The sequence below is a fragment of the Jatrophihabitans lederbergiae genome, assembly GCF_031845305.1.
Lineage (GTDB): Bacteria > Actinomycetota > Actinomycetes > Mycobacteriales > Jatrophihabitantaceae > Jatrophihabitans_A > Jatrophihabitans_A lederbergiae.
Map to the genome: position 1 here is coordinate 1 of NZ_JAVREH010000052.1, position 24,193 is coordinate 24,193.

At 68.1% G+C, this 24,193-nt stretch carries 17 protein-coding genes, 3 pseudogenes and 2 CRISPR repeat arrays; of the genes and pseudogenes, 5 read left to right on the forward strand and 15 right to left on the reverse strand.

Going from position 1 to position 24,193, the window contains the following annotated elements; translation table 11 throughout:
* Positions 1 to 111 (forward strand): annotated as a pseudogene (locus RM423_RS20605) (IS30 family transposase); the annotation flags it as partial.
* A gap of 47 nt (positions 112 to 158) precedes the next feature.
* Here the strand turns inward: RM423_RS20605 and RM423_RS20610 are convergent.
* The 3 genes from RM423_RS20610 to RM423_RS20620 all read right to left on the reverse strand — a co-directional run bounded on the left by RM423_RS20610 (position 159) and on the right by RM423_RS20620 (position 2,421).
* The gene (locus tag RM423_RS20610) at positions 159 to 536 is read right to left on the reverse strand and encodes a type II toxin-antitoxin system VapC family toxin (RefSeq protein WP_311424927.1); all 378 of its coding nucleotides are present in this window, start codon (positions 534 to 536) and stop codon (positions 159 to 161) included.
* On the reverse strand, positions 533 to 730 hold the full coding sequence (locus RM423_RS20615; RefSeq protein ID WP_311424928.1) for a type II toxin-antitoxin system VapB family antitoxin: 198 nt from the start codon (positions 728 to 730) through the stop codon (positions 533 to 535). The genes RM423_RS20610 and RM423_RS20615 overlap by 4 nt, the downstream gene beginning before the upstream one ends.
* A 314-nt stretch (positions 731 to 1,044) precedes the next feature.
* A complete protein-coding gene (locus tag RM423_RS20620; protein ID WP_311424929.1) occupies positions 1,045 to 2,421 on the reverse strand; it encodes an RbtT/DalT/CsbX family MFS transporter in 1,377 nt (458 codons plus the stop codon).
* Positions 2,422 to 2,546: 125 nt separating this feature from the next.
* Between RM423_RS20620 and RM423_RS20625 the strand changes: the two genes are divergently transcribed.
* Positions 2,547 to 3,542, forward strand: a complete 996-nt coding sequence (locus RM423_RS20625) for a sugar-binding transcriptional regulator (RefSeq protein ID WP_311424930.1) — start codon at positions 2,547 to 2,549, stop codon at positions 3,540 to 3,542.
* A gap of 105 nt (positions 3,543 to 3,647) precedes the next feature.
* Here the strand turns inward: RM423_RS20625 and RM423_RS20630 are convergent.
* A pseudogene (locus RM423_RS20630) lies at positions 3,648 to 3,794 on the reverse strand (NAD-dependent epimerase/dehydratase family protein); the annotation flags it as partial.
* Positions 3,795 to 3,883: 89 nt separating this feature from the next.
* Between RM423_RS20630 and RM423_RS20635 the strand changes: the two are divergent.
* Positions 3,884 to 4,459, forward strand: a complete 576-nt coding sequence (locus RM423_RS20635) for a TetR/AcrR family transcriptional regulator (RefSeq protein ID WP_311424931.1) — start codon at positions 3,884 to 3,886, stop codon at positions 4,457 to 4,459.
* Positions 4,460 to 5,205: 746 nt separating this feature from the next.
* Positions 5,206 to 6,577: a CRISPR direct-repeat array (repeat unit 28 nt; unit sequence GGGTGATCCCCGCGCGTGCGGGGCCGAC).
* A gap of 74 nt (positions 6,578 to 6,651) precedes the next feature.
* Here RM423_RS20635 and istA read toward each other — a convergent pair.
* From istA to casA, 8 genes and pseudogenes are all read right to left on the reverse strand, one after another.
* Positions 6,652 to 7,865 (reverse strand): annotated as a pseudogene (gene istA / locus RM423_RS20640) (IS21 family transposase).
* A 97-nt stretch (positions 7,866 to 7,962) separates the two neighbouring features.
* Positions 7,963 to 8,785: a CRISPR direct-repeat array (repeat unit 28 nt; unit sequence GGGTGATCCCCGCGCGTGCGGGGCCGAC).
* An 11-nt stretch (positions 8,786 to 8,796) separates the two neighbouring features.
* The gene (gene cas2e / locus RM423_RS20645) at positions 8,797 to 9,144 is read right to left on the reverse strand and encodes a type I-E CRISPR-associated endoribonuclease Cas2e (RefSeq protein WP_311424932.1); all 348 of its coding nucleotides are present in this window, start codon (positions 9,142 to 9,144) and stop codon (positions 8,797 to 8,799) included.
* A gap of 2 nt (positions 9,145 to 9,146) precedes the next feature.
* Positions 9,147 to 10,121: a type I-E CRISPR-associated endonuclease Cas1e gene (gene cas1e / locus RM423_RS20650; RefSeq protein WP_311424933.1), complete on the reverse strand. Its 975-nt coding sequence runs from the start codon at positions 10,119 to 10,121 to the stop codon at positions 9,147 to 9,149.
* 3 nt (positions 10,122 to 10,124) lie between these two features.
* Positions 10,125 to 10,850: a type I-E CRISPR-associated protein Cas6/Cse3/CasE gene (gene cas6e / locus RM423_RS20655; protein ID WP_311424934.1), complete on the reverse strand. Its 726-nt coding sequence runs from the start codon at positions 10,848 to 10,850 to the stop codon at positions 10,125 to 10,127.
* A gap of 7 nt (positions 10,851 to 10,857) precedes the next feature.
* A complete protein-coding gene (gene cas5e / locus RM423_RS20660; RefSeq protein ID WP_311424935.1) occupies positions 10,858 to 11,601 on the reverse strand; it encodes a type I-E CRISPR-associated protein Cas5/CasD in 744 nt (247 codons plus the stop codon).
* A complete protein-coding gene (gene cas7e / locus RM423_RS20665; protein WP_311424936.1) occupies positions 11,594 to 12,727 on the reverse strand; it encodes a type I-E CRISPR-associated protein Cas7/Cse4/CasC in 1,134 nt (377 codons plus the stop codon). Before cas7e ends, cas5e begins: the two co-directional genes overlap by 8 nt.
* A 6-nt stretch (positions 12,728 to 12,733) precedes the next feature.
* Positions 12,734 to 13,408, reverse strand: a complete 675-nt coding sequence (gene casB, locus RM423_RS20670; RefSeq protein WP_311424937.1) for a type I-E CRISPR-associated protein Cse2/CasB — start codon at positions 13,406 to 13,408, stop codon at positions 12,734 to 12,736.
* Positions 13,405 to 15,063, reverse strand: a complete 1,659-nt coding sequence (gene casA / locus RM423_RS20675; RefSeq protein WP_311424938.1) for a type I-E CRISPR-associated protein Cse1/CasA — start codon at positions 15,061 to 15,063, stop codon at positions 13,405 to 13,407. The genes casB and casA overlap by 4 nt, the downstream gene beginning before the upstream one ends.
* A 60-nt stretch (positions 15,064 to 15,123) precedes the next feature.
* Between casA and cas3 the strand changes: the two genes are divergently transcribed.
* Positions 15,124 to 17,970: a CRISPR-associated helicase Cas3' gene (gene cas3 / locus RM423_RS20680; RefSeq protein ID WP_311424939.1), complete on the forward strand. Its 2,847-nt coding sequence runs from the start codon at positions 15,124 to 15,126 to the stop codon at positions 17,968 to 17,970.
* Positions 17,971 to 18,041: 71 nt separating this feature from the next.
* Here the strand turns inward: cas3 and RM423_RS20685 are convergent, their stop codons facing one another.
* Complete coding sequence (locus tag RM423_RS20685) at positions 18,042 to 19,088, reverse strand: DNA polymerase Y family protein (RefSeq protein WP_311424940.1); 1,047 nt, start codon at positions 19,086 to 19,088, stop codon at positions 18,042 to 18,044.
* A complete protein-coding gene (locus RM423_RS20690; RefSeq protein WP_311424941.1) occupies positions 19,085 to 19,879 on the reverse strand; it encodes a hypothetical protein in 795 nt (264 codons plus the stop codon). The genes RM423_RS20685 and RM423_RS20690 overlap by 4 nt, the downstream gene beginning before the upstream one ends.
* Before the next feature lie 182 nt (positions 19,880 to 20,061).
* On the opposite strand from RM423_RS20690, the gene RM423_RS20695 reads away from it, so the two are divergent.
* On the forward strand, positions 20,062 to 23,535 hold the full coding sequence (locus RM423_RS20695; protein ID WP_311424942.1) for an error-prone DNA polymerase: 3,474 nt from the start codon (positions 20,062 to 20,064) through the stop codon (positions 23,533 to 23,535).
* A 380-nt stretch (positions 23,536 to 23,915) separates the two neighbouring features.
* Here the strand turns inward: RM423_RS20695 and RM423_RS20700 are convergent.
* A partial coding sequence (locus RM423_RS20700; RefSeq protein ID WP_311424943.1) for a hypothetical protein occupies positions 23,916 to 24,193 on the reverse strand: 278 nt, incomplete at its 5' end.

A 24,193-nucleotide genomic window follows, 5' to 3' on the forward strand; every position in this document is an offset into this window, starting at 1 on the left:
CACTCCGCCGAGGACCTCGACTGGGTCGCCCAGGAACTCAACGACCGCCCCCGCAAACGGCTAGCGTTCAAGAAGCCGAACGAACTGATCGGCGACCTGCTGTTGCAATGACCGCCAGAATCCGCCGAACGGCAAGCGGGACGACTGCGTCGCTCGCTTTAGGACGCTTGCCCGTTGTCGCTGGCGAGTCCGTGTTGTGCAGCGACCGCCGCGAGTCGCTTGTCGCGCGTCCACAGGCGGGCACCGGTCGTAAGCATCGTCGCGGCCAGCAGGTGCGCGTCGACGTACCCGATGCCGAGTCCGAACAGCTGATGGCGGGCGATCAGGCTAAGCACCTCGACATCTGTTGCGGCCGTCGCCTGCGGCAAGTTGCCGAGCAGCCCCAGGATCTCGCTGCGACGCGCAAGATGGCCGAGTGCGAGTTCGCCGGTCACCCAGGGGTGAGCGAGCACGTGGCCGTCCTGGAGTAGCGCAGCGAGGTCCGGTTCACCGGTGCGGAGGTGGTCGATCCAGACCGACGTGTCGACGAGGATCACGCAGGCATCGTCTGCCGTCGTGGGACCGCCTTTGCGCGAGGCTCACTGCCTCCTAGCTGAGCCAAGCGCCGGGCGCTTTCGCGCTCGATCAATGCACGCAAGGCCTGGCGAACCAGCGCGCTCTTCTCGCTGGTCCCAGTCAGGCGCTGCGCTTCCAGGACCAGCTCGTCATCCAGCGCGAGCGTTGTTCTCATTCCAGCCTCCAGGCACGTTTAACAGCATCCAATGATGACACTACACGTGCACTGGTATCCCAGACGCGGATCCGCCTACGGGACGCGCCGAAGACCTGCAAGCCGGGCGGGGCGCACCGGTACGGGGAGTAGCGGTTTGAGCGGACCCGAGCACCGTGGGTGAACCGCCTCATCCTCGTGTTCATGCGAGGTCCTCATGGTCGTGATGCCGGGCGTGGTGTCTTCGTTAGGGCAGTGTGGTGTGGGCCCATTCCGGGCTGCTAGGCGTCCCTGGCTGCGATGTTGTGCTGGCCATTGCGGTGCGTGGTTGGGGGTTAGTGGGCGCGGGCTCCTTTGGTGTCCGCGTCGACTTTGAGGAAGCTGACCAGAATGAACCCGACCACGTAGAGCGCGACGAAGGCCCAGACGACGCCGATGTTGCCGCCCCATGGTTTGACGATCGCGACGACCGCTGCCCCGGAGAACGCTGCCCCTCCTGCGGCGGTGGTGTACATCGCGATTGCGGCGCCTTTGTCGTCCGGGGCCAGGGCGGGCATGATCGCGCCCATCGGGACGAACCCGGCCAGCATGATCCCGAAGATCACTCCGGCGGCGGTGGCGAGCACGAAACCCACGCTCGAGCCGGGGGTCACCCAGTGGGCGACGTACCACCAGGCGAGCAAACCTAGGGCGGAACCGGTGATCCCGATCCATTTGACGGTCCGCTGCCAGCCCCAGTGATCGCCGATCGTTCCGAACATGGCATTGAAGATGATGTTCCCGGCGTAGACCGCGACGGTCATCAGCAGCCAGCGTTGCTGCCCGAACTTGAGGTCGGTGGTGATCACCGCGGGCAGGATGATGAACATCCCGTACTCCGGTGAGGTGTTGATCAGCCTGACTAGGAAGCCCATGAAGATCTTGGGCCGTTTCACGGTCAGTCGGAGACCGCTGCCGATGACCGCGCCGGCTGATTTCTCTCTCGGCGCCAACCGAGACCGGCCTTGGCGTTCCTTGACCCCAAACCAGACGATCAGGAACCCGGCCACCACGAACGTGGCGGACGAGGCCATGGTGCGGAACTCGCCGCCGTACCCGCCGCCGAACAGCGGGATCAGGATCACGGCGTAGAGCGAGCCGAAGGTGGGCAGGCCGCCGGTGAACATGACGTAGAACCACCCGACGGCGGCACCGTTGCGTTTGCTCGGGACCACCGTGTTCACCCACACCAGGAAGGAGAACGCGAACAGAGGGTACCCGAAGCCGCGGAAGAAGTAGCTGGCCATGGTCAACGGGGTGGAGCCCAGGTGCAGGCTGAACAGGAAGCACGCTTCGAAGATCACCCAGATCGCTGCGCCCAGCGCCATCACCCGGCGCGGCCCGAACAGGTCGGACAGGGCCCCGGACAGGTACGAGGCGATGATCACCGCCACCCCGTACATCGCCACCAGGGTCGGGACGACCGCGTTGTTGCCGAGCCCTTGCCCAATCACCGGGGCCACGAAGCTGGCCTCGACCCCGTGGCCGAGCATGAACACCAGCACCCCGATGAACCCCCACCGCAGCTCATGTGGGATACCGAGCCGGTCCAGCCGGGTCTCCGCGCGGCCACCCGGCTCACCCGGTTTGCCGTAATCGCCGCGCGCGGCCGAAGCCGCCGCGGATTCACCGTGCTCTTCGGCGGCCGCCGCGGATGAGGTGTCTGACGCCATAAACAGGACGCTCCCTAGTCGACAAACGAGCGGAGGTACATCACGTTTGAGAAGAGTCAAGGGCCATGGCGGCGGGTTGTCAAGAGTGCAGCCACCAAGTGAGCAAGACAAGTACTCTTTCGAGCATGACCGAGATAGAAACCGCGACCTTGGGCGGGCCTAGCGCGGCCCTCCAACTCGCCGAGATAGCGCGGCGGTTCTACCTGGGCGGCCAGTCCAAACAGGACATCGCCGCCGGGCTTGGGCTCACCCGGTTCAAAGTCGCCCGGCTGATCGAACAAGCCCGCGAGGCCGGCGTCGTCCGGATCGAGATCACCTCCCCCCAACCCATCGACGCGGAACTGTCCGAGGAACTGGCCGCGGCGTACCACCTGCGGCACGCGATCGTGCTCACCGTCCCCGACCAGCCCGAAGCCGACCTGCGGCGGCAGCTCGCTAAGGTCGCCGCCGCCCTACTGAGCGAGATCGTCACCGACCACGATGTCCTCGGGATCGGCTACGGGCGAACGTTGAACGCGACTACCGCCGCCCTCACTCAGCTCGCCCGGTGCACCACAGTCCAGCTCACCGGCGCCCTGCTCGGGGTGCAGGTCAGCGAGAACAGCATCGAGCTGGTCCGCCGGGTCGCCGCCATCACCGGCGGACCGGCCTACCCCCTCTACACCCCCCAGGTGCTCCCCGACCCCGGCACCGCCCACACCCTGCGCCAGCAATTACAAGTTGCTCAGGCCTACCAACGCTTTGACCACATCACCAAAGCCGTCATCGCCGTCGGATCCTGGGAGCCGCCGCACTCCCAACTCTACGAAGCGCTCAGCGACCCCGAACGCGCCGGGTTCCGCGACCTCGGCGTCACCGCCGAGGTATGCGCCACCCTGCTCGACGCCCACGGCAACCAAGTCGCCGCCGACTTCACCAACCGGTGCATCGCCATCACCGGCACCCAACTACAAGCCATCCCCGACGTCATCGCCGTCGCCGGCGGAACCACCAAACTCAACGCCATCCAAGCCGTCCTCCACGGCGGCTACGCCAACAGCCTGATCACCAACCACACCGTCGCCCGCGGCCTCCTCGAATACCCCACCCACCCGCGCGCCGCCCCTGCTGGCCCCCGCTGACCGTCGATCTAGCGCCACGATGGAGTGTTCCCGCTTTTTTGGACATTGAAGTGTGTCGACGTCGTCGACTGATCCTCGAAGTGGGGTTGCCCCCAGTGCTTGGAGTCGGGCCGCGGCGGCGTCCGAGCGCGCCAGACCGGTAACGGTGTGGCCGGAGCCGATCAGCTCGGCGACGATAGTGGGACCGGTCTGACCGGTGCCACCGGTGACGAACACGTGCATTGCATCTCCTTGAAGCGCGATTGCGCCCATCGCGTAACAGTGTGACGCGCCGTAGCGTCACAGTGTGACGCTACGCAAGGCCGTGTGTCACATACTGACATTACGAATATCGTTGTTCCATGCCCCGCAGTGGCGCCGAAGCGCGTGACCGGCTCGAGCGCGGCGCGCTGGAGCTCTACATAGAGCGCGGCTACGACCAGACGACGATCGCCGATATCGCAGCCAGAGCCGGCGTCACGCAGCGCACCTACTTCCGACATTTTCCCGATAAGCGCGAGGTGCTATTCAGCGTCGAGAGCCGGCAACAGCAGGCGCTGGCTGACGCCCTGGCTGAGGTAGCCAGCAGCGCTCCGCCATTAGCGGCCGTGCTCCAGGCGTTCCGCTCCATGGCCCCCGCCCTGGAAGACAACCGCCCGCTTGCCGTGGCGCGCCATAGGGTCATTTCGGTAACCCCGGCACTGCGCGAACGTGAGCTGATGAAGGAAGCAGCGCTGGGTGCCGTCGTCGCCGACGCACTCCGACAGCGCGGGCTCTCTGAATGGAGTGCGACACTCCTAGCCCAAGTCACCACCGCCGCACTGGGGCACGCAATTCACACCTGGGTCGCCGACCGAAACAGCGACATCAACGACCTGATCGTCCAGGCCTTCACTGATTTAGGCGAGTTCGCCAGCTCGCACCTAGGACCTCGTTGATCCCAGGTCACCCAGTGATGTCGACTCCGGTGGAGCGCCGATCGGCTTTGACTATCGCGCGACGTCGCGTCCGTCGGTTACCCCGCGTCGACAAACGATCGTTTTTGGTCGAGGTCCTTTAGTGTCGTTGTCGGGATTGAGCGGTCGGGGCGTTGGCTGCATGGCCAGGGCCAGGGCCAGGGCCTCGGCCGGGCCGGAGACCTGACTGTCGGCTCGACCCGTCGAGAAGGTTCTCGCTCGGAGTGACGGCGGCGATGCAGCTCATCCTCACCGCTAGGACGCCTGCGGCGGTAAGAGCGTGTATTTCCGACGTGCTTCTATGATCTCCTGATTTAGCGTCGGCATTTCTTGGCTATCTCATCGTCTTGTCATCTTGACTTACAGACGCGGGCCATCCGTAGCACGCTGCGACTGCAGATCGCCTACGACGCCAATTATGAGACGGTGCTCCTGGCTGAGAACCGCCGCGACCGGTTGGACGAGCTGATCACCGACATGGCGCGGGACCCGGCCTGGGCGGCGGTAGTGACACGGCTGCAAGGGAGTGGCGTAGGGGCGGGCCGCAGTCGCCAAGTTCGAGCTTGCGCGCCTGGAAGTGCTGCTGGAACTCGGCCCACTCGGCGTCGGTGGGTTCGAATAGGCCCGTGGGGAGCAATGGAAGGAGATCCATCGGTAGCGGGTGCTGGTCGGTGTCGGATGCGGCTGTAGCGTCCGGTTGGGGGATGTGTCAGTCCTGCCCCTGGTTCGGGTGATCCCCGCGCGTGCGGGGCCGACTACAAGACCTCAGCCTCGGCCAATCCGGATGAGGGGTGATCCCCGCGCGTGCGGGGCCGACGACCGGCGCGGAGCTGAGCCTCGCGTACCTGGCGGGTGATCCCCGCGCGTGCGGGGCCGACGATACCGTCAACGCGAACCCGCTGAACGACCTGGGGTGATCCCCGCGCGTGCGGGGCCGACTTGACTCCGATCGGGTTGGCGCCCTGTGCGGGTGGGTGATCCCCGCGCGTGCGGGGCCGACACCGTCAATGTGTCGTCACCGCCGAGGAACCCCGGGTGATCCCCACGCGTGCGGGGCCGACTCTCGATGCGGTGGTCGCTCATCGCGTTCCACCCGGGTGATCCCCGCGCGTGCGGGGCCGACCGTCGGGTTGATGGTGGTCGGGGTCTTGTTCAGGGGTGATCCCCGCGCGTGCGGGGCCGACTCAGAACCGGTGTAGGCCTTGACGTTCGTGGTGGGGTGATCCCCGCGCGTGCGGGGCCGACCCGTGGGCGTACATCGCGCATCTGGTGCTGATCGGGTGATCCCCGCGCGTGCGGGGCCGACCTGTTCGACCTGTCCGAGTTCAACGCCGACGTGGGGTGATCCCCGCGCGTGCGGGGCCGACCATCCGTCACCAGCTGGCTTGAGGTCGTCGGCCGGGTGATCCCCGCGCGTGCGGGGCCGACCCAGAAGATCATCTCCGCTTTGCCCTTGCTGGGGGGTGATCCCCGCGCGTGCGGGGCCGACCCGATAGCGGTGTGACAAGTCTCGGGGTACAGCGGGTGATCCCCGCGCGTGCGGGGCCGACTTCCTTGGTCGTGACGTAGTGGTATCTCTGCTGGGGTGATCCCCGCGCGTGCGGGGCCGACCGTTGTCCGGCGCTGCTCATGACGCCGCCATCCGGGTGATCCCCGCGCGTGCGGGGCCGACCGTCTGGTGCGGCATCCCTGTCATCCCCATGTCGGGTGATCCCCGCGCGTGCGGGGCCGACTTCGGGAAGCTGGGGTTGTCGAGGACCGTTTCGGGGTGATCCCCGCGCGTGCGGGGCCGACGACTTGTACCGCTCCTTCACGATCCGCGCCTCGGGGTGATCCCCGCGCGTGCGGGGCCGACTGGCTGGTGTCCGAAGATGCGGTCAGACCGGAGGGGTGATCCCCGCGCGTGCGGGGCCGACGATGGCTCGGACGACCTCGGGCCGAAGGATGCCGGGTGATCCCCGCGCGTGCGGGGCCGACCTGATCCCCGAACTGACTCATACCATCGCTCCCGGGTGATCCCCGCGCGTGCGGGGCCGACTGTTTGGGCTGGGCGGTAATGACACCACTTCCAGGGTGATCCCCGCGCGTGCGGGGCCGACAACTCCGTGGTGCTTTCAAAGCCCCGGCCAGATAGGTGATCTGCTTGATGGCGTCGTTGTTCTTCGCGGCAGCCATCAGCTCGACTGCCCATCGATGAGACCGAAGGCGCGGTCGTAGTCGGCCAGGTCTCGGGCTAGATCATCGATCTGCGGCGGCGCGGTGCGGGGTTGCTGGAACTGTCTGCGTAGTTGAGCGGCTGTCTCGACATGGGCCGGGTCGGTGATGGTCTGCCCGCGAGCCCAGACTCTGCGATGGTCGGCGATCACGTGCCCGTCTGCGCGGACCTTGACTGTGTCGAGGTCGGCGCTGACATCGACGAGGCGGCCGATCATGTTCGGGTCGACGGAGTAGTCGTTGGTGTCCAGGCGAACGTAATAGTCGCGGCCTAACCGCACCCGGTTGCGCCAACCCAGATGCAGCACCACCGGCGGCAACGCCAACATCGCGGCTCGGTCAACTTCGAGCCGGTCGATCGGTGCCGCACGGATGGTGCGAACTTCTCGCCGGTTCGCTCTGCTCAGCCAGTCACCGAACTGCTCGTTGAAATCTGCAGGCGAGGCGAAGGACCTGCCAGGCATGAACGACGTCTCGAACCAGCCGTTGCGACGCTCAACGATCCCCTTCGATTCGGGATCTCTCGGCGGGAGCAGCACCAACCGGGTCGCGAGGGTCCCCATGAACGACGCGACGCCCTCAGCCCTGCGCTGGCCTCGACCGATCCCGGGTTCGTTGTCCCAGATCAAGCGTCGCGGCACCCGCCCGAGCTGCGCGATCAGCTCCCACGAACCCAGCAATAGATCCTCGGTCTTGCGGGTCGGGATCATCCGGCGGTGGTGAACCTCGAGTGCGCCGCGGTGATCACCAGCACCGGCAACAACTTGCTGACGCCATCCTCCAGCGGGATCTTGCGCGGCGGGAACCACAGATCACACTGCGCCGCATCGCCGGGCTCCCAGACCAGCCGATCCGCCGGATCAACCGGCCGATGCTCAGGCCGCAACCGCTTCACGTTCTCCCGGAACCACCGATCCGAACCCGTCCACCCCACCCGCTCAGCAAGCACCGTCGCCGGCATATCCGGGGTCTCGACCAGCAGCGCCCGAACACGCGCCTCGAACACCGTGAACGACGTCGACCGCGGCGAACGCTCATACCGAGGCGGCGCATCCGAGCTCACAGCCCTCAGCACCGTCGTCCGCGAGACCCCCAGCCGCTCAGCGATCCGCGCCTTCGGCACACCCTCCGCCGCCAACCTCCGGATCAGCGCCCAATCTTCCAAAGTGATCACTCTCCAATCGTCGAGTGCTCACTTTTCACCGCCGAAACTGACCAATTTTCGACCGCCGCCGACAGTCGGGGCCGTCCCCCAGTCCACGTCCAGCATCGGGTGATCCCCGCGCGTGCGGGGCCGACCCCCTCTCGGTATTGAGCTCGTCATCCCATGCGGGGTGATCCCCGCGCGTGCGGGGCCGACGCGTAACGGCATGAGATTCTGGAACAAGGTAGTGGGTGATCCCCGCGCGTGCGGGGCCGACGTGACCGCGCAACTCCCCGGCTCGGCCCGACTGGGGTGATCCCCGCGCGTGCGGGGCCGACACTGCCGCAACGGAAATACTGAGCGGACCGTACGGGTGATCCCCGCGCGTGCGGGGCCGACCGGGTAACGCCTCCCACGAGTTAACGCCGACCGGGGTGATCCCCGCGCGTGCGGGGCCGACCTGTGGCGCCATCCCGAGCTTGCGGACCACTTGCGGGTGATCCCCGCGCGTGCGGGGCCGACCTCAACGACGGCCTCCCGGCCGGGACTCGGCAGGGGTGATCCCCGCGCGTGCGGGGCCGACGTTCGGTCATGCTGCTGCCTCCGGGGTGGTGTCGGGTGATCCCCGCGCGTGCGGGGCCGACAACGTGAGCGCGGGCGGCACGGGGGATGACTTCGGGTGATCCCCGCGCGTGCGGGGCCGACGGCCGAGAAGTCCGCAGGAGCAGCAGCCATGTGGGGTGATCCCCGCGCGTGCGGGGCCGACGTCGAGGTGAAATCGTTCGCCAACTCCGACGACGGGTGATCCCCGCGCGTGCGGGGCCGACCCGACGACCGGGTACGAGTTCACGGCCGAGACGGGGTGATCCCCGCGCGTGCGGGGCCGACGGTATCGATCGCGATGAACAACAACCCGCAGGACGGGTGATCCCCGCGCGTGCGGGGCCGACACTGAAACAGCTCAAGAACTGTCGTCGATCGTTATGTTCTCGTGGCTGTCCTCATTCACTGTGAAGTTGTCGTTGAGGGTTGCACCGCGCAACGGACTGAAAAACACCAGTCCATCGATCTCCACTGGCTGGTATCGGTCACTGCCTGCACCTCGGACCCGCCACCCCTGCTCGTTGGTCTCTGGCTCGATGAGTAATGCCTGCCCCTCGCCAATACGCTCGACGATGACGCCCCACAGTGCGTCGCGCATTCGCATCGACAAGCGGCCCACGAAAATACCCGGTGCTGCCTCAGCCATCCAGCGTGTGACATGACCGCGCAACCCGACAGCCGAGCCGACCAACACGATCACCACCATCGTTACTGCTCCGTGTCAGCAGGCGCACTGTGCGGCGCGGCGGCAAAATCTGGGTCGACGACCGAGCCCATATCTTCGGCGTAGTTCACCCCAGCAGCGACCACGTCGCGCCCGTCCCATAGCCCGACGCTCGCACTGTCGTCTCGCGTTGGGTTGCCCAGCAGGGCGAGAACATCGTTTGCGATGCGTTCCATCAGGCGCAGCTCGACCACCAGATCGCGGAAAGCGAGCCTCGCCGCCCGCTCACTCAATTGGCCGGCGCTGGCGAGGTCGAACGCTAGAGGGATCGTCGTCTCGTGTTTGTAGATGTCGGCGATGTCGAGCACGAAGGAGTTCGCTGCGCCCGAATGCACGAAGCCGAGAGACGGGACCGCGCCGACGCCGAGTACCGCGGCATGGGAAGCGCCGTAGAGAGCAGTGTTTGCGGCCGAGAGCAGGCGGTTCACATCGTCGCCCGCTGCCATCGCGTTGCCAGCGATGTAGGCGCGGCCGGTCCACGGCACACCTGTCCGGCGAGAATGTTGTGCGTAGAGCGCGCGCACGCGACTGCCTTCCCGGCCCAGGAGTTGCTGCATCGTCAATTCGTCGACGTTCTCACCGGGGAACCGAAGGGCGTACATAGCCCGGGCCACAGCGAGCCGTTCACGAGGGCGGCTGACCAGCCAAGCCTGCCGCAAGGCCACTCGGGCGGTCGCGGATGTCGATGTGCCTCCGGCGTAGAAACGCACAGCGTTCTGGCCGACCCAGCACACAGCGGTACCGGAGTTGGCTAGCAAGACCATCGCGCCGTGGGTGACGGTCACTCCCGGTCCGAGAAGCAGGGTTCCGATTAGTGCGGCCGGGATGCGGAGCGTCCCTCGGGCGGTGTCAACGGTGATCGAGTTCCTAGTGCGGTCGATGCTGCATTTGTCGAGGTAGAGCGTGCTGACCCGACTCTGGACGCGGGCCAAGTCGGTGACGCCCGTGGCCCACCACACCTGTCAGATCCGTGCCGCTGGCGGGGCGAGGGTGAGTAGGCCGCAGCCGTAGCCCTTGGCCGCCCCGATGCCGAGCGTCAGCGCGGAACGCAGTGCGGCGACGTCGGTGACGGTGAGGTGCCCCTTGAACCCGACACGCTTGATCGTGACGCCGCTGGTGCGCTTTGAGGCGGCGGCGCGGCGGGTGAACATGTCGCTGGTCTCGCCGTCGACCACCAGATCAATGCCGCCGGGGACGGTCGAGCTGGGCACCGGGGCCGCGCCGGACTGCGCGAGCTTGGCGACCAGCCAGGAGACCTGCTCGTCGTGGCGGTGCAGCGGCTTGCGGGTGTGCGTGGACAGGTGGCCGGAGGTGGTCTCGATCTTGTCCTGTCGGCGCTCGTAGCTGGTCGGGTTTGCTGTGATGCGGAAGGAGTAGACGTCGCCGGCTGTGATGCGGTCCAGCACCGGCTGGTAGTCCTTGGTCAGCACGCGGGACTTGATGGTGATCCGCTCGGCCGCCTCGTCCATGTCCGGGCCGTGGGGGGAGACCACGAAAAGGTTGGGCTCCGGGTTCGAGCGGCTTGTGTCGAGGCGCCACAGGATGCGCTCCACCGGTGAGCCGTCCTTGTTTTGCTCGCCGCTGACCGGAAACGACGCGGCTAGGGCGGCGTGCAGGTTCTGGGAACTGGACAGCAGGGACCGGGCGCGGAACGCGGTCGGGGACAGCGTGATGCGGGTCAGGTACATGGCCGCGTCACCATCCGATCAGGGAGAAGAGATCGTGGAAGTCGGGCTGCTCGCCGGTGGTGGGGTCGGCGAGCGCGACCCGAAGGTGGTTGATGCGCCTGGACTGGAAGCCTCGGCGCTTCGGGTCGAAGTTGGTGGGCACGTCGGTGATGAGGTCGGCACCGCCGGTGTCCTCGACGATCAGGTGCAGCTTGTCGCCAGGGCGCTGATGTCCACCGGGGATGCCGCCGTGCCAGGCGAAGCCGGACAGGACGTCGACAAGGCCGCCGTCGTGAACGCCAAGATCGATGCGTCCGGCTGGGACGCAGCTCTTGCGGCCGAGGAACGGCGCGTACACCGGGCGCCGTAGCGCCGCCGACAGCTCGTCGAGCTGCGCGGGGTCGCTGCCGTTCAGGCCGACGAGGAAGACGGCGTCGGACAGGTAGTAGCGGTGCGTGATCTTCGTGGTGTTCGCCGCTGTCAGCTTGCCGTCGGCTGAGCGCATCGGTGTGCCGTCGTGGTGGCTGATCGTGTGGTAGTCGCGTAGTAGGACGCCGGGGCGGTCGACGCGCACGCCAAAGCGCAGGGCGGTGAGGTCGGAGATGTCCTCGCCGCGCGCCCGACCAAGCGCTGCGGCCAGCATCCCGATGACACCGGACTTCGTCGGGTGTGACGCGGTGTCGCGTTCGATGAACTGCCCAGTCAGCCCCCAGGATTGCAACGGCCCAGCCAGGCGCAGCACTAGGGTGCGCTCAGCGTGGCCGTCAGGCATCGCTGCGCGCGGCGAGCAGAGACCCGACCGACTCGACCAGCTCGGTCATCGGCATCGGCGTCCCGAGCGCGACCGTGACGGACTCGGTCTGCGGACCCCGGTAGGCGACCAGGTTCTCGGTGGCCGCTCCGAGCATGTCGGTGATGCCGGCCTGCTCGTCGAGCAGCCGCTTCACCGAGGCGTCGACGTAGCCGCCCTCGGAGTCGGCCTTCACCGGGCGCTCGAACGCGCCGACCAGCGACACCGGGCGGTCCTCGCGCAGGGAGACGAGCACCAGGGTCGGCAGCGTCTGCGGTGCGGTGGAGTTGGCGTAGCCGGTCGGCATCGACAGCGCGAAGCTCCTGATGAACTCCTTCGCGCCGTGCGCGACGGCTGCGTCGGCGTCGGCGTTGTCGGTGTTGCCGGACAGGTTCTTGCGCAGCAGGTCAAGGTTGATGCTGGCGTAGCGGTACAGGGTCGAGGAGTTGAACTCGATGTGTCCGATCATGCCCGCGCCGCCGTCCTCGGTGCGCAGGTCGTCGACGGCGGTGAAGTAGTCCTCTTCCGGGGCGACTTCGTGGGTGGAGATGGCGTGTGCCACCTGGCAGGCGGCATCGACGCTGAGGCTCTTGTCGTCAGCGACCATGCGCCCGAACAGGGCCAGCGAGAGCGGCACGTCGGCGGTGGAGATGATCTCGTGGACCTTTTTGCCCGCGTCGGCTCCGGTCAGCTCGCCGTTGACGACGGCCTCGGCCAGCTTCTCGACGAGGTCGTCGCCGAACAGCAGTAGGTAGCCCAGCTCACCGGTGGGCTTGTCCTGCTTTTTGCCGCCGCCGATCCCGGCAGAGGCGAGCGCGGCCTTCGCGTCGGTGTCGGCCTTCGCCTCGTCGGTGTAGCCGTGCACGGTAACGAGGGCCTTGGCGACGGCCTCGGCGATCTGCTTGGAGCGGGTGCCCTGCTCGTCGTCGGCGAAGCCGAGGCGCGTGGCGCGCTTCCAGCTCTGGCTGGAGACGCGAGCGCGGTCCTTGCCGCCGTAGCGGGCTGTCTTCGGCTTGCCCTCGTCGTCGCGGTTGATGTTGCTCGGCGGGATGTTCTGGATGATATGCACGTCGAGGTATCGCGCGCCGGTGGTGCGAGATGCGGTCATCGTCGGTCAGTCCTTTTGGGTGGTCGCGGCGGTCTTGCCGCCGGTGGGCTTGGTGGTGCGCTGGTAGCTGGAGGCCCACTGGCGCAGGTCTCGTCCGTGCTTCTCCTCGTCGCCCCAGTTCACGAGGGCGCGGTAGAGGTTGGTGTAGTCGACCGGGATGCCCTCGCTGCCGAGGAAGTTCACCAGCGACTTGATGTGCCGAGCTGCGACCGTGGCGTCGCCGGTGCGGGCGATGACCTTCAGCCGGCGCGAGATCGCGTCGTCCATGTCGGCCATCACGGGGGCGTCCTTCGTGCTGCGTTTGTGGAACAGCGCCAGGCACGCCTTGCCGAGGTTCGCGCCCTCGACATGCATCGGGCGCGTGTTGCCCTGTTGGTGCTGGCCCCAAAGCCCGATCGCGAGGTGCTCGGCACGAAACAGGTTGCCCTCCCACGAGATCCGGTTCCCGTAGTGGTCGACGGTGCGGTAGAGGCCCCACACGTCGGGGTGTGTGCCGGGCCCTGCACCGCTGGCCCGTCGCGCTGCGGCGGCCATGCGGCGGCCCTGCGGGTCGTCGGCGCCCTTAGTGTGGCCCTGGATCTTGGCGTTGTAGCGGTTCCAGACGAAGGTGCGCCGAGAGTCGCCGTCGACCTCGGGCGCGTCGATGCCCACATCGGTCGATGCGTCTGCGGGGGTGGTCATGCGGACAGCTCCTCAGCGGATTCGGTGGCGAGCGCGGCGGCGGCCGTGGCGGGGTGTGCGATCAGCGCGCCCAGGTCGTCGTGAAACTTGCCGTCGCTGACGGTCGGCGGCATGGCTAGCACCTTGCGGGTGCCGCCTGCGGTGCTGACGAGGATGTCGAACAGGCAGCCGGTGGCGGTGGCCACGACCTCGTCGCGGTAGCGCAACGCCAGCTTATAAACCCCCTGATCCCAGGCTTCGATCCCTGCATCGACAGCTCGCGGGTGGGCGGTGAGCCCGGCCAGGAAGCGTCGGGTGACGGCCTCGACGTCAGTGGTGAACCGGGCGGTCAGGGTTCCCGCGTAGGCGGTGGCGTAGGGGGCATCCTTGCCGCTGTCGCGCAGGACGACACGAGAGACCGACCAGGCCAGGGTGCGCACGAGTCGCGCGACCCGGTCGGCGCGCTGGACCAGTTCGGTCAGGTCGGCGCGGACGTCGCCCTCGTTCGGCCCGAACGCGCGGAAGGGCAGGGAGAAGACGTCGAAGGTGATGTCGGCGAAGGTGGCGGCCATGTTGCCGTACTCGCAGTTCAGTCCCGCGATCGAGATCGGGTAGTCCTCGGGTAGCACGCTGTCCAGATGGCTGAGCTGGATGAACAGCATCGAGGACTCGTCCCCGGCGCTGGTCTTGCGCAGCGCGAGCAGGTTGGGCAGACCGCGCCAGCCGAGCGTGCGGATCAGATGCTTGCGCTGGTACACGTCGCCCGGGGTGCGGCCGTCCTTACCGTCAGAGGTGCGCCACTCGGTGTGCGGCTCGAACTGCTTGTCCAGCACGGTGAGCCCGTCGCCGCCGAGCATCCGCAGGTGGGTGACGGTGCCGTCCTCATTGGCGATGAGCTTCACCCGGCGCGGGCACCAGGTGAGCATGTCCAGCACACCGGTGGCGGCCCGCTTGGCTCGACCGGCCGGGGGTGCGTCGGTGCGCTCCCACTGGGGTTGGTCGCCCTTCGTACCGACGCCGATCGGCATGTTGAGCAGGATCGTGTCGAACAGGGTGACGCCGACCGGGGCGATGAAGCCGATCTGACCCACCCGCCCGCCGAAGCTGGCGCCGGCCCACCCACTACCTTCGATCGCTTTCGCGCGGCCGAGCCCGGCAACGGCGACCGCCATGAAGCCGACGAGGGTGCGGGCCGCCTGCGCGGGGGTCAGGGACCGGGGCTTCTTCTCGGTGTCCGGGCTGAAGATCGGGGGAGTGTTGCCCGCCGCGACATGCGGCATGATCTCGGCGTTCGTCTTCGGATCATCGGTGACGGCGGCGGACTGGAAGAAGGGCCGGTCTGCGTCGAAGAGGTCAAAGCGGGACCGGCCGATTCGCTCGAAGTAGGCGTCCAGGTCAGCGGTCTCGAAGCTGCCCCCCCGGTACAGCTCGGCCCACTGGTCGCGGTCACGCGGCTTGCCGTAGGCCGACATCACCAGCGCGGAGAGCAGCCGCAGCAGTCCTGCGAACTGCGGCCCGTCGGCGAAGGACAGTGAGTCGATCTCGTGCGCGAGCAGCACGGCGTCACGGAGCGACACCTCGGTCTCGACGCCGCCGCGCACGACCGGAATCCACGGCTCGGTGGTCAGGTCGAAGGCAGCGCGAACGGGCACACTGCTCTGGTCGGGCGAGGTCATGCCGCAGACGCTAGCATGATGGAAGTAGTTTGCGTCAACACAATGATGTACGGTCTTTCCGTGAGTGAGAACCTCGACCGGCTCTGGGCCAAGACGGACACCAGCGAGCACCGTCACGGCGCGACCCCGCAGCCACACCGGATCATCGCTCACCTCACCGACACTTCCGAGGTTGCTGGTGTCATGTACGACCAGTGGCTCGCACCGATCGTCAAGGCCCGCATCGATGGCCTCGCCCCACGAAGGAGCGCGCTGACCGGACGCAACCTGCTGCGCTGGCTCGCAGGCATCCATGACATCGGCAAGATCAGCCCCGCGTTTCAGTCCAAGAACAAGGCGCTCTCCGCCGAGCTGCGTCACGGACTCGCCGACGACGCAACCGCAATCACCGCACAGGACTCTCTGGACTGGCGGCACACCCTGGCCGGTGGCCGGTTCTTGCTGGACGCGCTCGCCTGCACCGGCTGGTCGCAGCACGCCGAGTGGATCAGCTCCGTCGTGGGCGGTCACCACGGCCTATGGGAAGAGGAATCCGCCTACCGGGTGAAGGGCTCCCAGAGCAAGCGGCGCCACGGCGGTGACGAGTGGGAGGCGCTGCGGCGCGAAGCCCTCGACCAGATCACCGTCAATACCGGCGTTGCCGACGTCGATGGGCACTTCTATCCGATGCTCTCACCGTCACCGGCCGACGTCGTGCTGCTGACCGGCCTGGTCATCGTCGCTGACTGGGTCGCCTCGAATGGCGATGTCATGCCCGGTATTTGGGGCGATGACCGCGAGTCTCTCGAGCAGGCCCGGGCTCGCGCGGAGCGAGCCTGGCGAACGCTGCGGATGCACGGCGGTTGGAACCCGGCCGGGCTGCTCGACGAGGACGTCTTCGGCACCCGATTCCCGCACATCGCCGACCCGCGACCCGTGCAGCAGCTCGCCGTCGACATCGCCAGCACCATGCCCCGCGCCGGGCTGATGATCGTTGAAGCGCCGATGGGGGAGGGCAAGACCGAGCTGTCGCTGGCGGTTGCCGAGATCCTCGCCAAGCGCTTCGGTTCCGACGGGGTGTTCTTCGGGCTGCCCACCCAGGCCACCGCTGATGCCATCCTCGCCCGGTTTGTGCCCTGGCTGGCCAGCGTCGCCCCAGGATCACCAGTCGCGCTCGCCCACGGCAAGGCCATGATCAACCAGACGATGCGCGATCTGCCCTCCTGGTCGCCGGCCGGTGTCGGCGTCGACTGCTGCACCGGGCCAGAGCTTGCCGCCGTCTCCGGCTGGTTCCGCTCCTCCAAGCGCCTGCTGCTCTCACCGTTCGTCGTCGGCACGATCGACAACGTGCTGCTCTCCGGCTCGAAGGTCCGCCACGGCGCGCTGCGCTTTCTCGGGCTCACTGGCAAGGTCGTCATCCTCGATGAGGTCCACGCCGCCGACATCTACATGAGCGAGTTCCTCGAACGCGCGCTGTCCTGGCTCGGCGCTGCCGGTGTTCCGGTGATCCTCATGTCCGCGACCCTGCCCTCCGTGCAGCGGCTCGGTCTGATCGAGGCGTACGCCGGGCTCGATGACGGTACCGGCGTGACGCTGCTCGACGATGTCGACGGTTACCCACGCATCACAACAGCGCTCGCAGCGACCAGCAATGCCCCAGCGGTCATTTCGGCTCGATCACCGAAGCCCAACCCAGCAACCTCGAAGACGTCCCTTGATGTACGGGTCCGGGTGCTGCACGAGCAGAGCCTGACCGCCCGCGGCAGCGATGTCGCCGACTCCGACGTGGCCGACCTAATAGACCACAAGCTGTCCGGCGGCGGATGCGCATTGGTCATCCGCAACACGGTCGGCCGAGCGCAGTCGCTGTACGCCACGTTGAAGACCCGATTCCCGGCCGCGACCGTTGTGCTCTTTCACTCACGCTTCACCGCCGGGCATAAGGACGCGATCGCGACACAGATCTTGAACCGGCTCGGCAACTCGACGAAGGTCGGAGTACACCGGCCCGGTACGGAGGAGCGGTTCATCGTCGTCGCCACCCAGGTCGCCGAGCAGAGCCTCGACATCGACGCCGACATCCTCATCACCGACCTGTGCCCGATCGATCTGCTGCTCCAGCGCATCGGCCGGATGTGGCGGCATCGAGACAACGACCCACACCGCTGCACTGGCTTCATCGAGCCCGAGGTCTGGGTGACCCGAATGCACGCCGCCCCTAACGACTACGCCAACCCGACGCCACTGTCCGCGATCTACCCAATCGCACTCCTAACCCGCACCGCCCACCTGGTCCAGCGCCTCAACGGGCACACGATCAGCCTGCCGGTGGACATCCCGGCCCTGGTGTCTGAGGTGTACGACCGCACCGCCGACATTCCCGAGTCCGAGTCCGAGGACGCCGACTACGACCGGGACCAGCACATCCGTGAGACGACCGCCCGCAACGCCGCGATCCGCAAGGCCACTGACGCCGGAATCGCAACCTCGCTACCCGCTGCGCACGGTCTCAACGCGAGCAGCGTCGGGGAACGGGTGATGGTGCGTGACGGAGGGATTTCGGTCGAAGCGGTCCTGTTGTCGCAACGGCACGGCGGATACCTGCTACACGCTTCGGATGACCCAGAGTCCGCGCAGATGTTGACCGGCGATGGTTCAGTCGGAAGCACAGACATGGACACCATTGCCGGCATCGTCGCCTCCACTGTTCGCATACCGGCAAGCGTGCTCATCGGGCCGGTCCTGGATCTCGGCCCGCTACCTTCCTGGGTCGGTCACCCGTGGCTGAAAGAGTCGCGCGCGCTGGTGCTCGGACCGGACGACACGGCTGTCCTCTCGCACATGGAAGACGACGGAAGCACTCGTGAGTACCTGGTCTCATACTCGCGTGAGACCGGTCTGTCCTGGGGGCCACCCGCGTCCCGATAGCTTTGAAACTGCCCTTATCGGGGATCAGCCCTAGTTGGCGTCAGGGTTCCATCAGCCCCGCAGCGCGGGGATCAGCGCACCTGCTGGTGGGCTCCGGTGGGCACCGTCTCGATCGGGGTCAGCCGGAGCAGGCTCACCGGCCCGGACGGGGCATTGGCCGCACCCGCGGCCCTGGTGAGCCAGCCCTCGAGCTGCCAGCGGACCCGGTCGGTGACGTCGACCGCGGTGAGCACGCCGGCGTGCCGCCAGCGGCGCACCGTCTCTTCACCCCGGTCGGTGTGGGCGATCAGCTCGAAACACACGCAGGCCAGGCCGCGCTCGGCCAGGGTCGCGATGAAGCGTTCGATGCCGACGCGCGCACTGAAGGCGATGGTATCCACCCGGTCCAGTGGTGGTTCGAGTTCGATGCTCACCTCGTACTCGGTCGGCGTCCGGCGCCCGGCGATCGGACGGAAGTCCACGCCGCGGGCTTGCCGGTGCGCCCATGCCCCGGCCGGGCCGAACCGGGCCTGCACGTCGGGCGCCGGAAGTGCCGCGAACGCCCCCAGGGTGCGGATGCCCAGCCGGGTGAGCAGGCTGACCAGGCCGGGCTCGTCCAGCGTCTGGATCGGCAGGTCGGCCAGGAACTCACCCGATGTGCCGGCGGGGACGATGGCTGCGCGCCGGGCGGCCTGTTCCGCGGCGAGCCAGCCGTCGGCCACCCCGATGAGCACGTCGTCGGTGTGCTGGGTGATCGCCCCGGCCAGTGCGTGCAGCACACCATGCTCTCCACCGAAGTACCGGGTGGGGCCCTGGATGCCGATGGCGGCAAGCCCGGGACGCCCGACCTCGACACCCGGCGCTATCGACTCCACCGCGGCCAGGATCGGTTCGAAGGCGCGGGCCTCGGCGGTGTAGTTGCGGGCCAGGATGATCAGCTCGGGGCAGCGGCTCTGGGCCTCGCGCCTGCGCAGGCCACGCCGGATGCCCTGCTCCCGGGCGGCATGCGAACAGGCGGCCACCCGGTTGGCGGTGATCACCGCGATCGGCTCGGTCCCGGCCAGGCCCGCCTCGGCGCGGGCGGTGGTGACCGGCCAGTCCGGGCACCAGACGGCGGCCAGCCGCGGCGCGCTGGTCACAGCCACAGCTCGGTGTCCCGGGCACGGCCCGCGGCTGCTCTGCCGGTGACCGACACGATGAGCTGGCGGCCCGTGATGCGCCCGTAGCCGTCACCGATCCCCGACCACCGGCCGTGCCGGGCGCACAGCCGCGTCTGGACCGCGGGCCAGGTCGCGGCCTGCTGACCGAACAGGATCAACACGGCGTCCCGGGTGCGGGCCCGGGCGCTCAGCCGGCGGGCGTCCCCGTCGGCTATCGGGGTGACGCCGGGCCGGGCGACCACCACATCCACAGCGTCGAGCAGCGCCCCGACCGCTGTCGTCCACGACGCTGCGCTCCAGCCGCCGCCGGGCGGGTTGATGATCGCCAGCCGCCGCAGGTCGATGCCCGCCTCGGCCGCCGCCTCGGCGCTGACGGCCGGCATGCCCAGCATCGCCGACCAGGCGCCCTGCCGCGACGGGGCGCCCAGCAGGGCGAGCAGCAGGGACACCGAGCCGGTGACGGCGATGGTGCTGCCCCGGCGCAGACCCAAGGGCAACGCCCCGGTCAGCCCGGCCGGCACCGGCAACGGCGCCAGGCCCGGGCGGACCAGCCCACTGATGACCACCGCGGGTACCGAGCCCAGCTCGGCACGCACCGACGGCCTGCGCAACGGGGTCACCGGCGCGTCGGCGAAGGGATCCGGCTCGGCAACGGCGTAGGCACCGTCACTGTCATCGAAGTAGCACTCGTCGGGTTCGGGCAGGTCGGGCGCGTCCGCGGAGAACTCGGCATCCTCCGCGGGAAGGGACCGAAACGCTAGGCCCGCCATCCACCCATGCTCGAACATGCGTTCGATAAAGTCAAAGCGGGCCTCGCCTGGAGCCCGACTCAGGAACGAACCGACCGAGGATGGCGGCACCCCCCACCAGCGAGGAGGGTGGTGGCCGCACCTGCTGGCTGACGGTGAGCTTGAGAGTTGCTTCAATCGAACGTCTGTTCGACACTGGGCGGATGGCTTTCGGCAACCCCCCCATTCCGTGGCATGAGCTGGAACGCCGGCTGTCCGGACGCCCCGCCCCGCCCGCAGACACACCGGCAGACACAGAGCGTGGCGGGCATGGTGTGCAGGTCGAGCCCGACGGGGGCGACTCCCCGGCCTGGAGCCGCAAGCGCCCGGCCTACCAGCCACCGCCCTCGACTCCCATCGCCTCGCAGCCGGCGTCCGGGTCGCCGAGCTCGGCGCGGGTGCCCTACGCCGAGTTGCACGCCCACTCGGTTTTCTCGTTTCTCGACGGCTCCTGCGATCCGGAGCAGCTGGTGGAAGAGGCGGCCTCGCTCGGTCTGCAAGCGCTGGCGCTGACCGATCACGACGGCATGTACGGTGTGGCGCGTTTCGCTGAGGCGGCCGAGGCGGTCGGGATGCCCACCGTGTTCGGAGCCGAGCTCAACCTGGGCATCGCGCCGGGCGCTACCCAGGCCGAACGGGCGACCACGGCCCGGGTGGGTGTGGAGGACCCGCCCGGTTCGCACCTGTTGGTGCTGGCCCGCAACCCCACCGGCTATGCCAGCCTGTGCCGGGCGATCAGTCTCGCCCAGCTGCGCGGCGGCGTGAAGGGCCGGCCGCGGTATGACCTGGACGAACTCGCCGAACTATCCAATGACAACTGGTTGGTCCTCACCGGCTGCCGCAAGGGGACGGTGCGCCAGGCACTGGAAACCGGGCCGGCGGGCAACGGTTTCGGCACCTTCGCCCTGGACCCCGCCCGGCAGGCGCTGCGCGAGCTCACCGACCGCTTCGGCCGGCACAACGTCGCCGTGGAACTCAGCCACGCCCTGGAACCGCTGGCCGACGAGCGCTACGCGGCACTGGCCGAGCTGGCGGGCGAGCAGCACCTGCAACTGGTCGCCAGCACCGCCGCGCACTACGCCGCACCCGCCCAGCACAGGCTGGCCACCGCGGTCGCCGCGGTCCGGGCCCGAACCAGCATGGACGCCCTGGACGGGTGGCTACCCGCCTGGGCCGGGCAGCACCTGCGATCCGGGGCCGAGATGGCGGCCCGGTTCCGCCACCATCCCGGCGCGGTCAGCGCCGCCGCCCGGCTGGGCAGGGAACTGGCGTTTCCGCTGCGGCTGATCGCCCCGAACCTGCCGCCGTTTCCGGTACCCCCCGGCCACGACGAGAGCAGCTACCTGCGCGAACTGGCCCACACCGGCGCGCGGAATCGGTACGGTCCCCGCGGCCCGGACACTGAGGTGGCGTACCGGCAGATCGAGCACGAACTGCAGATCATCGACACCCTGGGCTTCCCCGGGTATTTCCTGGTGGTCTGGGAACTGACCCAGTTCTGCGCCCGGCGCGGGATCCTCTGCCAGGGCCGCGGATCGGCCGCGAACTCCGCCGTCTGCTACGCGATCGGCATCACCGCCGTCGACGCCGTCGGCTACGGCCTGCTGTTCGAGCGGTTCCTCGCCCCCGAACGTGACGGGCCACCCGACATCGACCTCGACATCGAGTCCGACCGCCGCGAGGAGGTCATCCAGCACGTCTATGAGATCCACGGCCGCCAGCACGCCGCCCAGGTCGCCAACGTCATCACCTACCGGCCACGCTCAGCGGTCCGCGACATCGCCCGGGCGCTGGGCTACTCCCCCGGCCAGCAAGACGCCTGGAGCAAACAACTGGGCAGCGCCGATTTCGGGGGCAGCCTGCGCCAGGGCGACACCGACGGTGTGCCCGAGCAGGTCCTGAACCTGGCCGCGGAGTTGCAGAACGCCCCGCGACATCTGGGGATCCATTCCGGTGGCATGGTGCTGTGTGACCGGCCGGTGATCGAGGTGTGCCCGGTGGAATGGGCACGGATGCCGGGCCGCACCGTGCTGCAATGGGACAAGGACGACTGCGCGGTGACCGGCCTGGTCAAGTTCGACCTGCTCGGGCTCGGGATGCTGTCGGCGTTGAAGTACTGCTTCGACCTCGTCGAGCAGTGGCACGGCATCCGTTACGGGCTGCACCAGATCCCGCCGGAGGACCCCCTGGTGTATGACATGCTGTGCGCCGCCGACACCATCGGGGTGTTCCAGGTCGAGTCCCGCGCCCAGATGGCGACGCTGCCCAGGCTCAAACCCCGCACGTTCTATGACCTGGTCATCGAGATCGCCCTGATCCGGCCCGGACCGATCCAGGGCGACGCCGTGCACCCCTACATCCGCCGACGAAACGGCCTCGAACCGGTGACCTACCCGCATCCCACACTCGAACCTGCGCTGCGCAAGACCCTGGGCATCCCATTGTTCCAGGAGCAGCTGATGCAACTGGCCATCACCGCGGCCGGCTGCACCCCGGCCGAGGCCGACCAGGTACGCCGGGCGATGGGATCCAAACGCTCGCACGAGCGGATGGAGGCCCTGCGCACCCGGCTCTATGACGGCATGGCCGCCAACGGCATCACCGGCGCGGTCGCCGATGACATCTACACCAAGATCCGGGCGTTCGCAGCGTTCGGGTTCGCCGAAAGCCACTCGATCTCCTTCGCGTTCCTGGTCTACGCCTCCTCCTGGCTCAAGCTCTATCACCCGGCGGCGTTCTGCGCCGCGCTACTCAACGCGCAGCCGATGGGCTTCTACTCCCCCCAATCACTGGTACACGACGCCAAACGGCACGGAGTGACAGTGCACGGGCCCGACATCAACACCTCACCCGGGCAGCCGGCAGGCCTGGAACACCCCCAACCAACAGCACAGACAGCACAACCGCGCTACCTCGGACCGGGGCCCGAGCAGCCCGCCGTCCGGCTGGGACTGGCCAGCATCCGCACGATCAGCAAAGACCTCGCCCGGCGGATCGTGGCCGACCGGAACACCGCCGGACCGTACGCGAGCATGACCGAACTATCGCGGCGGGTCGGGCTGAGCACCGAACAACTCGAGGCCCTGGCCACCGCCGGCGCCTTCCAGTCCCTGGGCACCACCCGCCGCCAAGCACTATGGGCTGCCGGGGCGGCCGCTGACCACCGTCCCGGCCAGCTCAACCTCGCCTCCCCCAGCGAACACAGCATTCCACCACTGCCCGACATGACCGGCCCGGAGCAGCTGATGGCCGACCTATGGGCCCTCGGAATCACCAGAGACCACTACCCCACCGCGGTCATCCGCGACCGGCTCACCACCCTCGGCGTGACCCCGGTCAACCAACTGCGCCGACTACCCGACCGCACCAGGGTCACCATCGGCGGCATCGTCACCCACCGGCAACGACCAGCCACCGCCCGCGGAACCATCTTCATCAACCTCGAAGACGAATACGGAATGATCAACGTCATCTGCGACCCGGTCATCTGGCAACGCCACCGCCGGATAGCACGCGAATCCGGCGGCCTACTCATCCGCGGCATGCTCGAACACACCGACGGCGTCCTCAACGTCCTAGCCGAACGCATCGAGAAACTCAACCTCGGACTACGCACCACATCACGCGACTTCCGCTGAGACGCTCGGCTCTGCAACACACGGCCGACAGCAAGCGCAGTGCTGCCGGCCCGTTCGCGATAAAACCCCCTGGTCGCGGGCGCGGTAGGTCACCGGGTTCACCGGCGCAGTCGATTCCCGCTTCCCGCCTTCAGGCGGGACGGGTTGGGACACCACGCGGCATGCACAACGTCACCCGGCGGGCCCTCCCCGGTCGATCATTGCGCGCGAGGCTCCTACGACGCTCACAACCCTGGATGACCGCCGAGCCCGAAAGGGTTAGCGCGTGCACACTCCCGCCGTGGCGGCCGTCTGGTTGGATCGCGTACACCACGTAGACCAGCCGCACGATCAACTGCAAGGCACTCCGCGCTGCACTGAAGGCGTAGGCGGCCGCCGCGTCATTCTCGAACAGGACTAAGTCCGTGGACCACATCGGGATTGGCGTGGCTCAGGCGGTCGCGGCGGTTGAGGATCTGGAAGGTGTGCGGAGGTAGGTCCTCTTCGACTTCGGCGTCGTGGTTGGCCAGGATGCGCTTGACGTATGCGTCCCCCTCGGCGCGGTTGCCTTGGGCGTCGAAGGCAATCATTAGGTCGAGCAGTGGGGTGTCCTCGCTGCTGCCGGCCCGCAACGCGACCTGCGCGGCGTCGACCGCGCGGGCTGGTTGGCCCGCGGCGA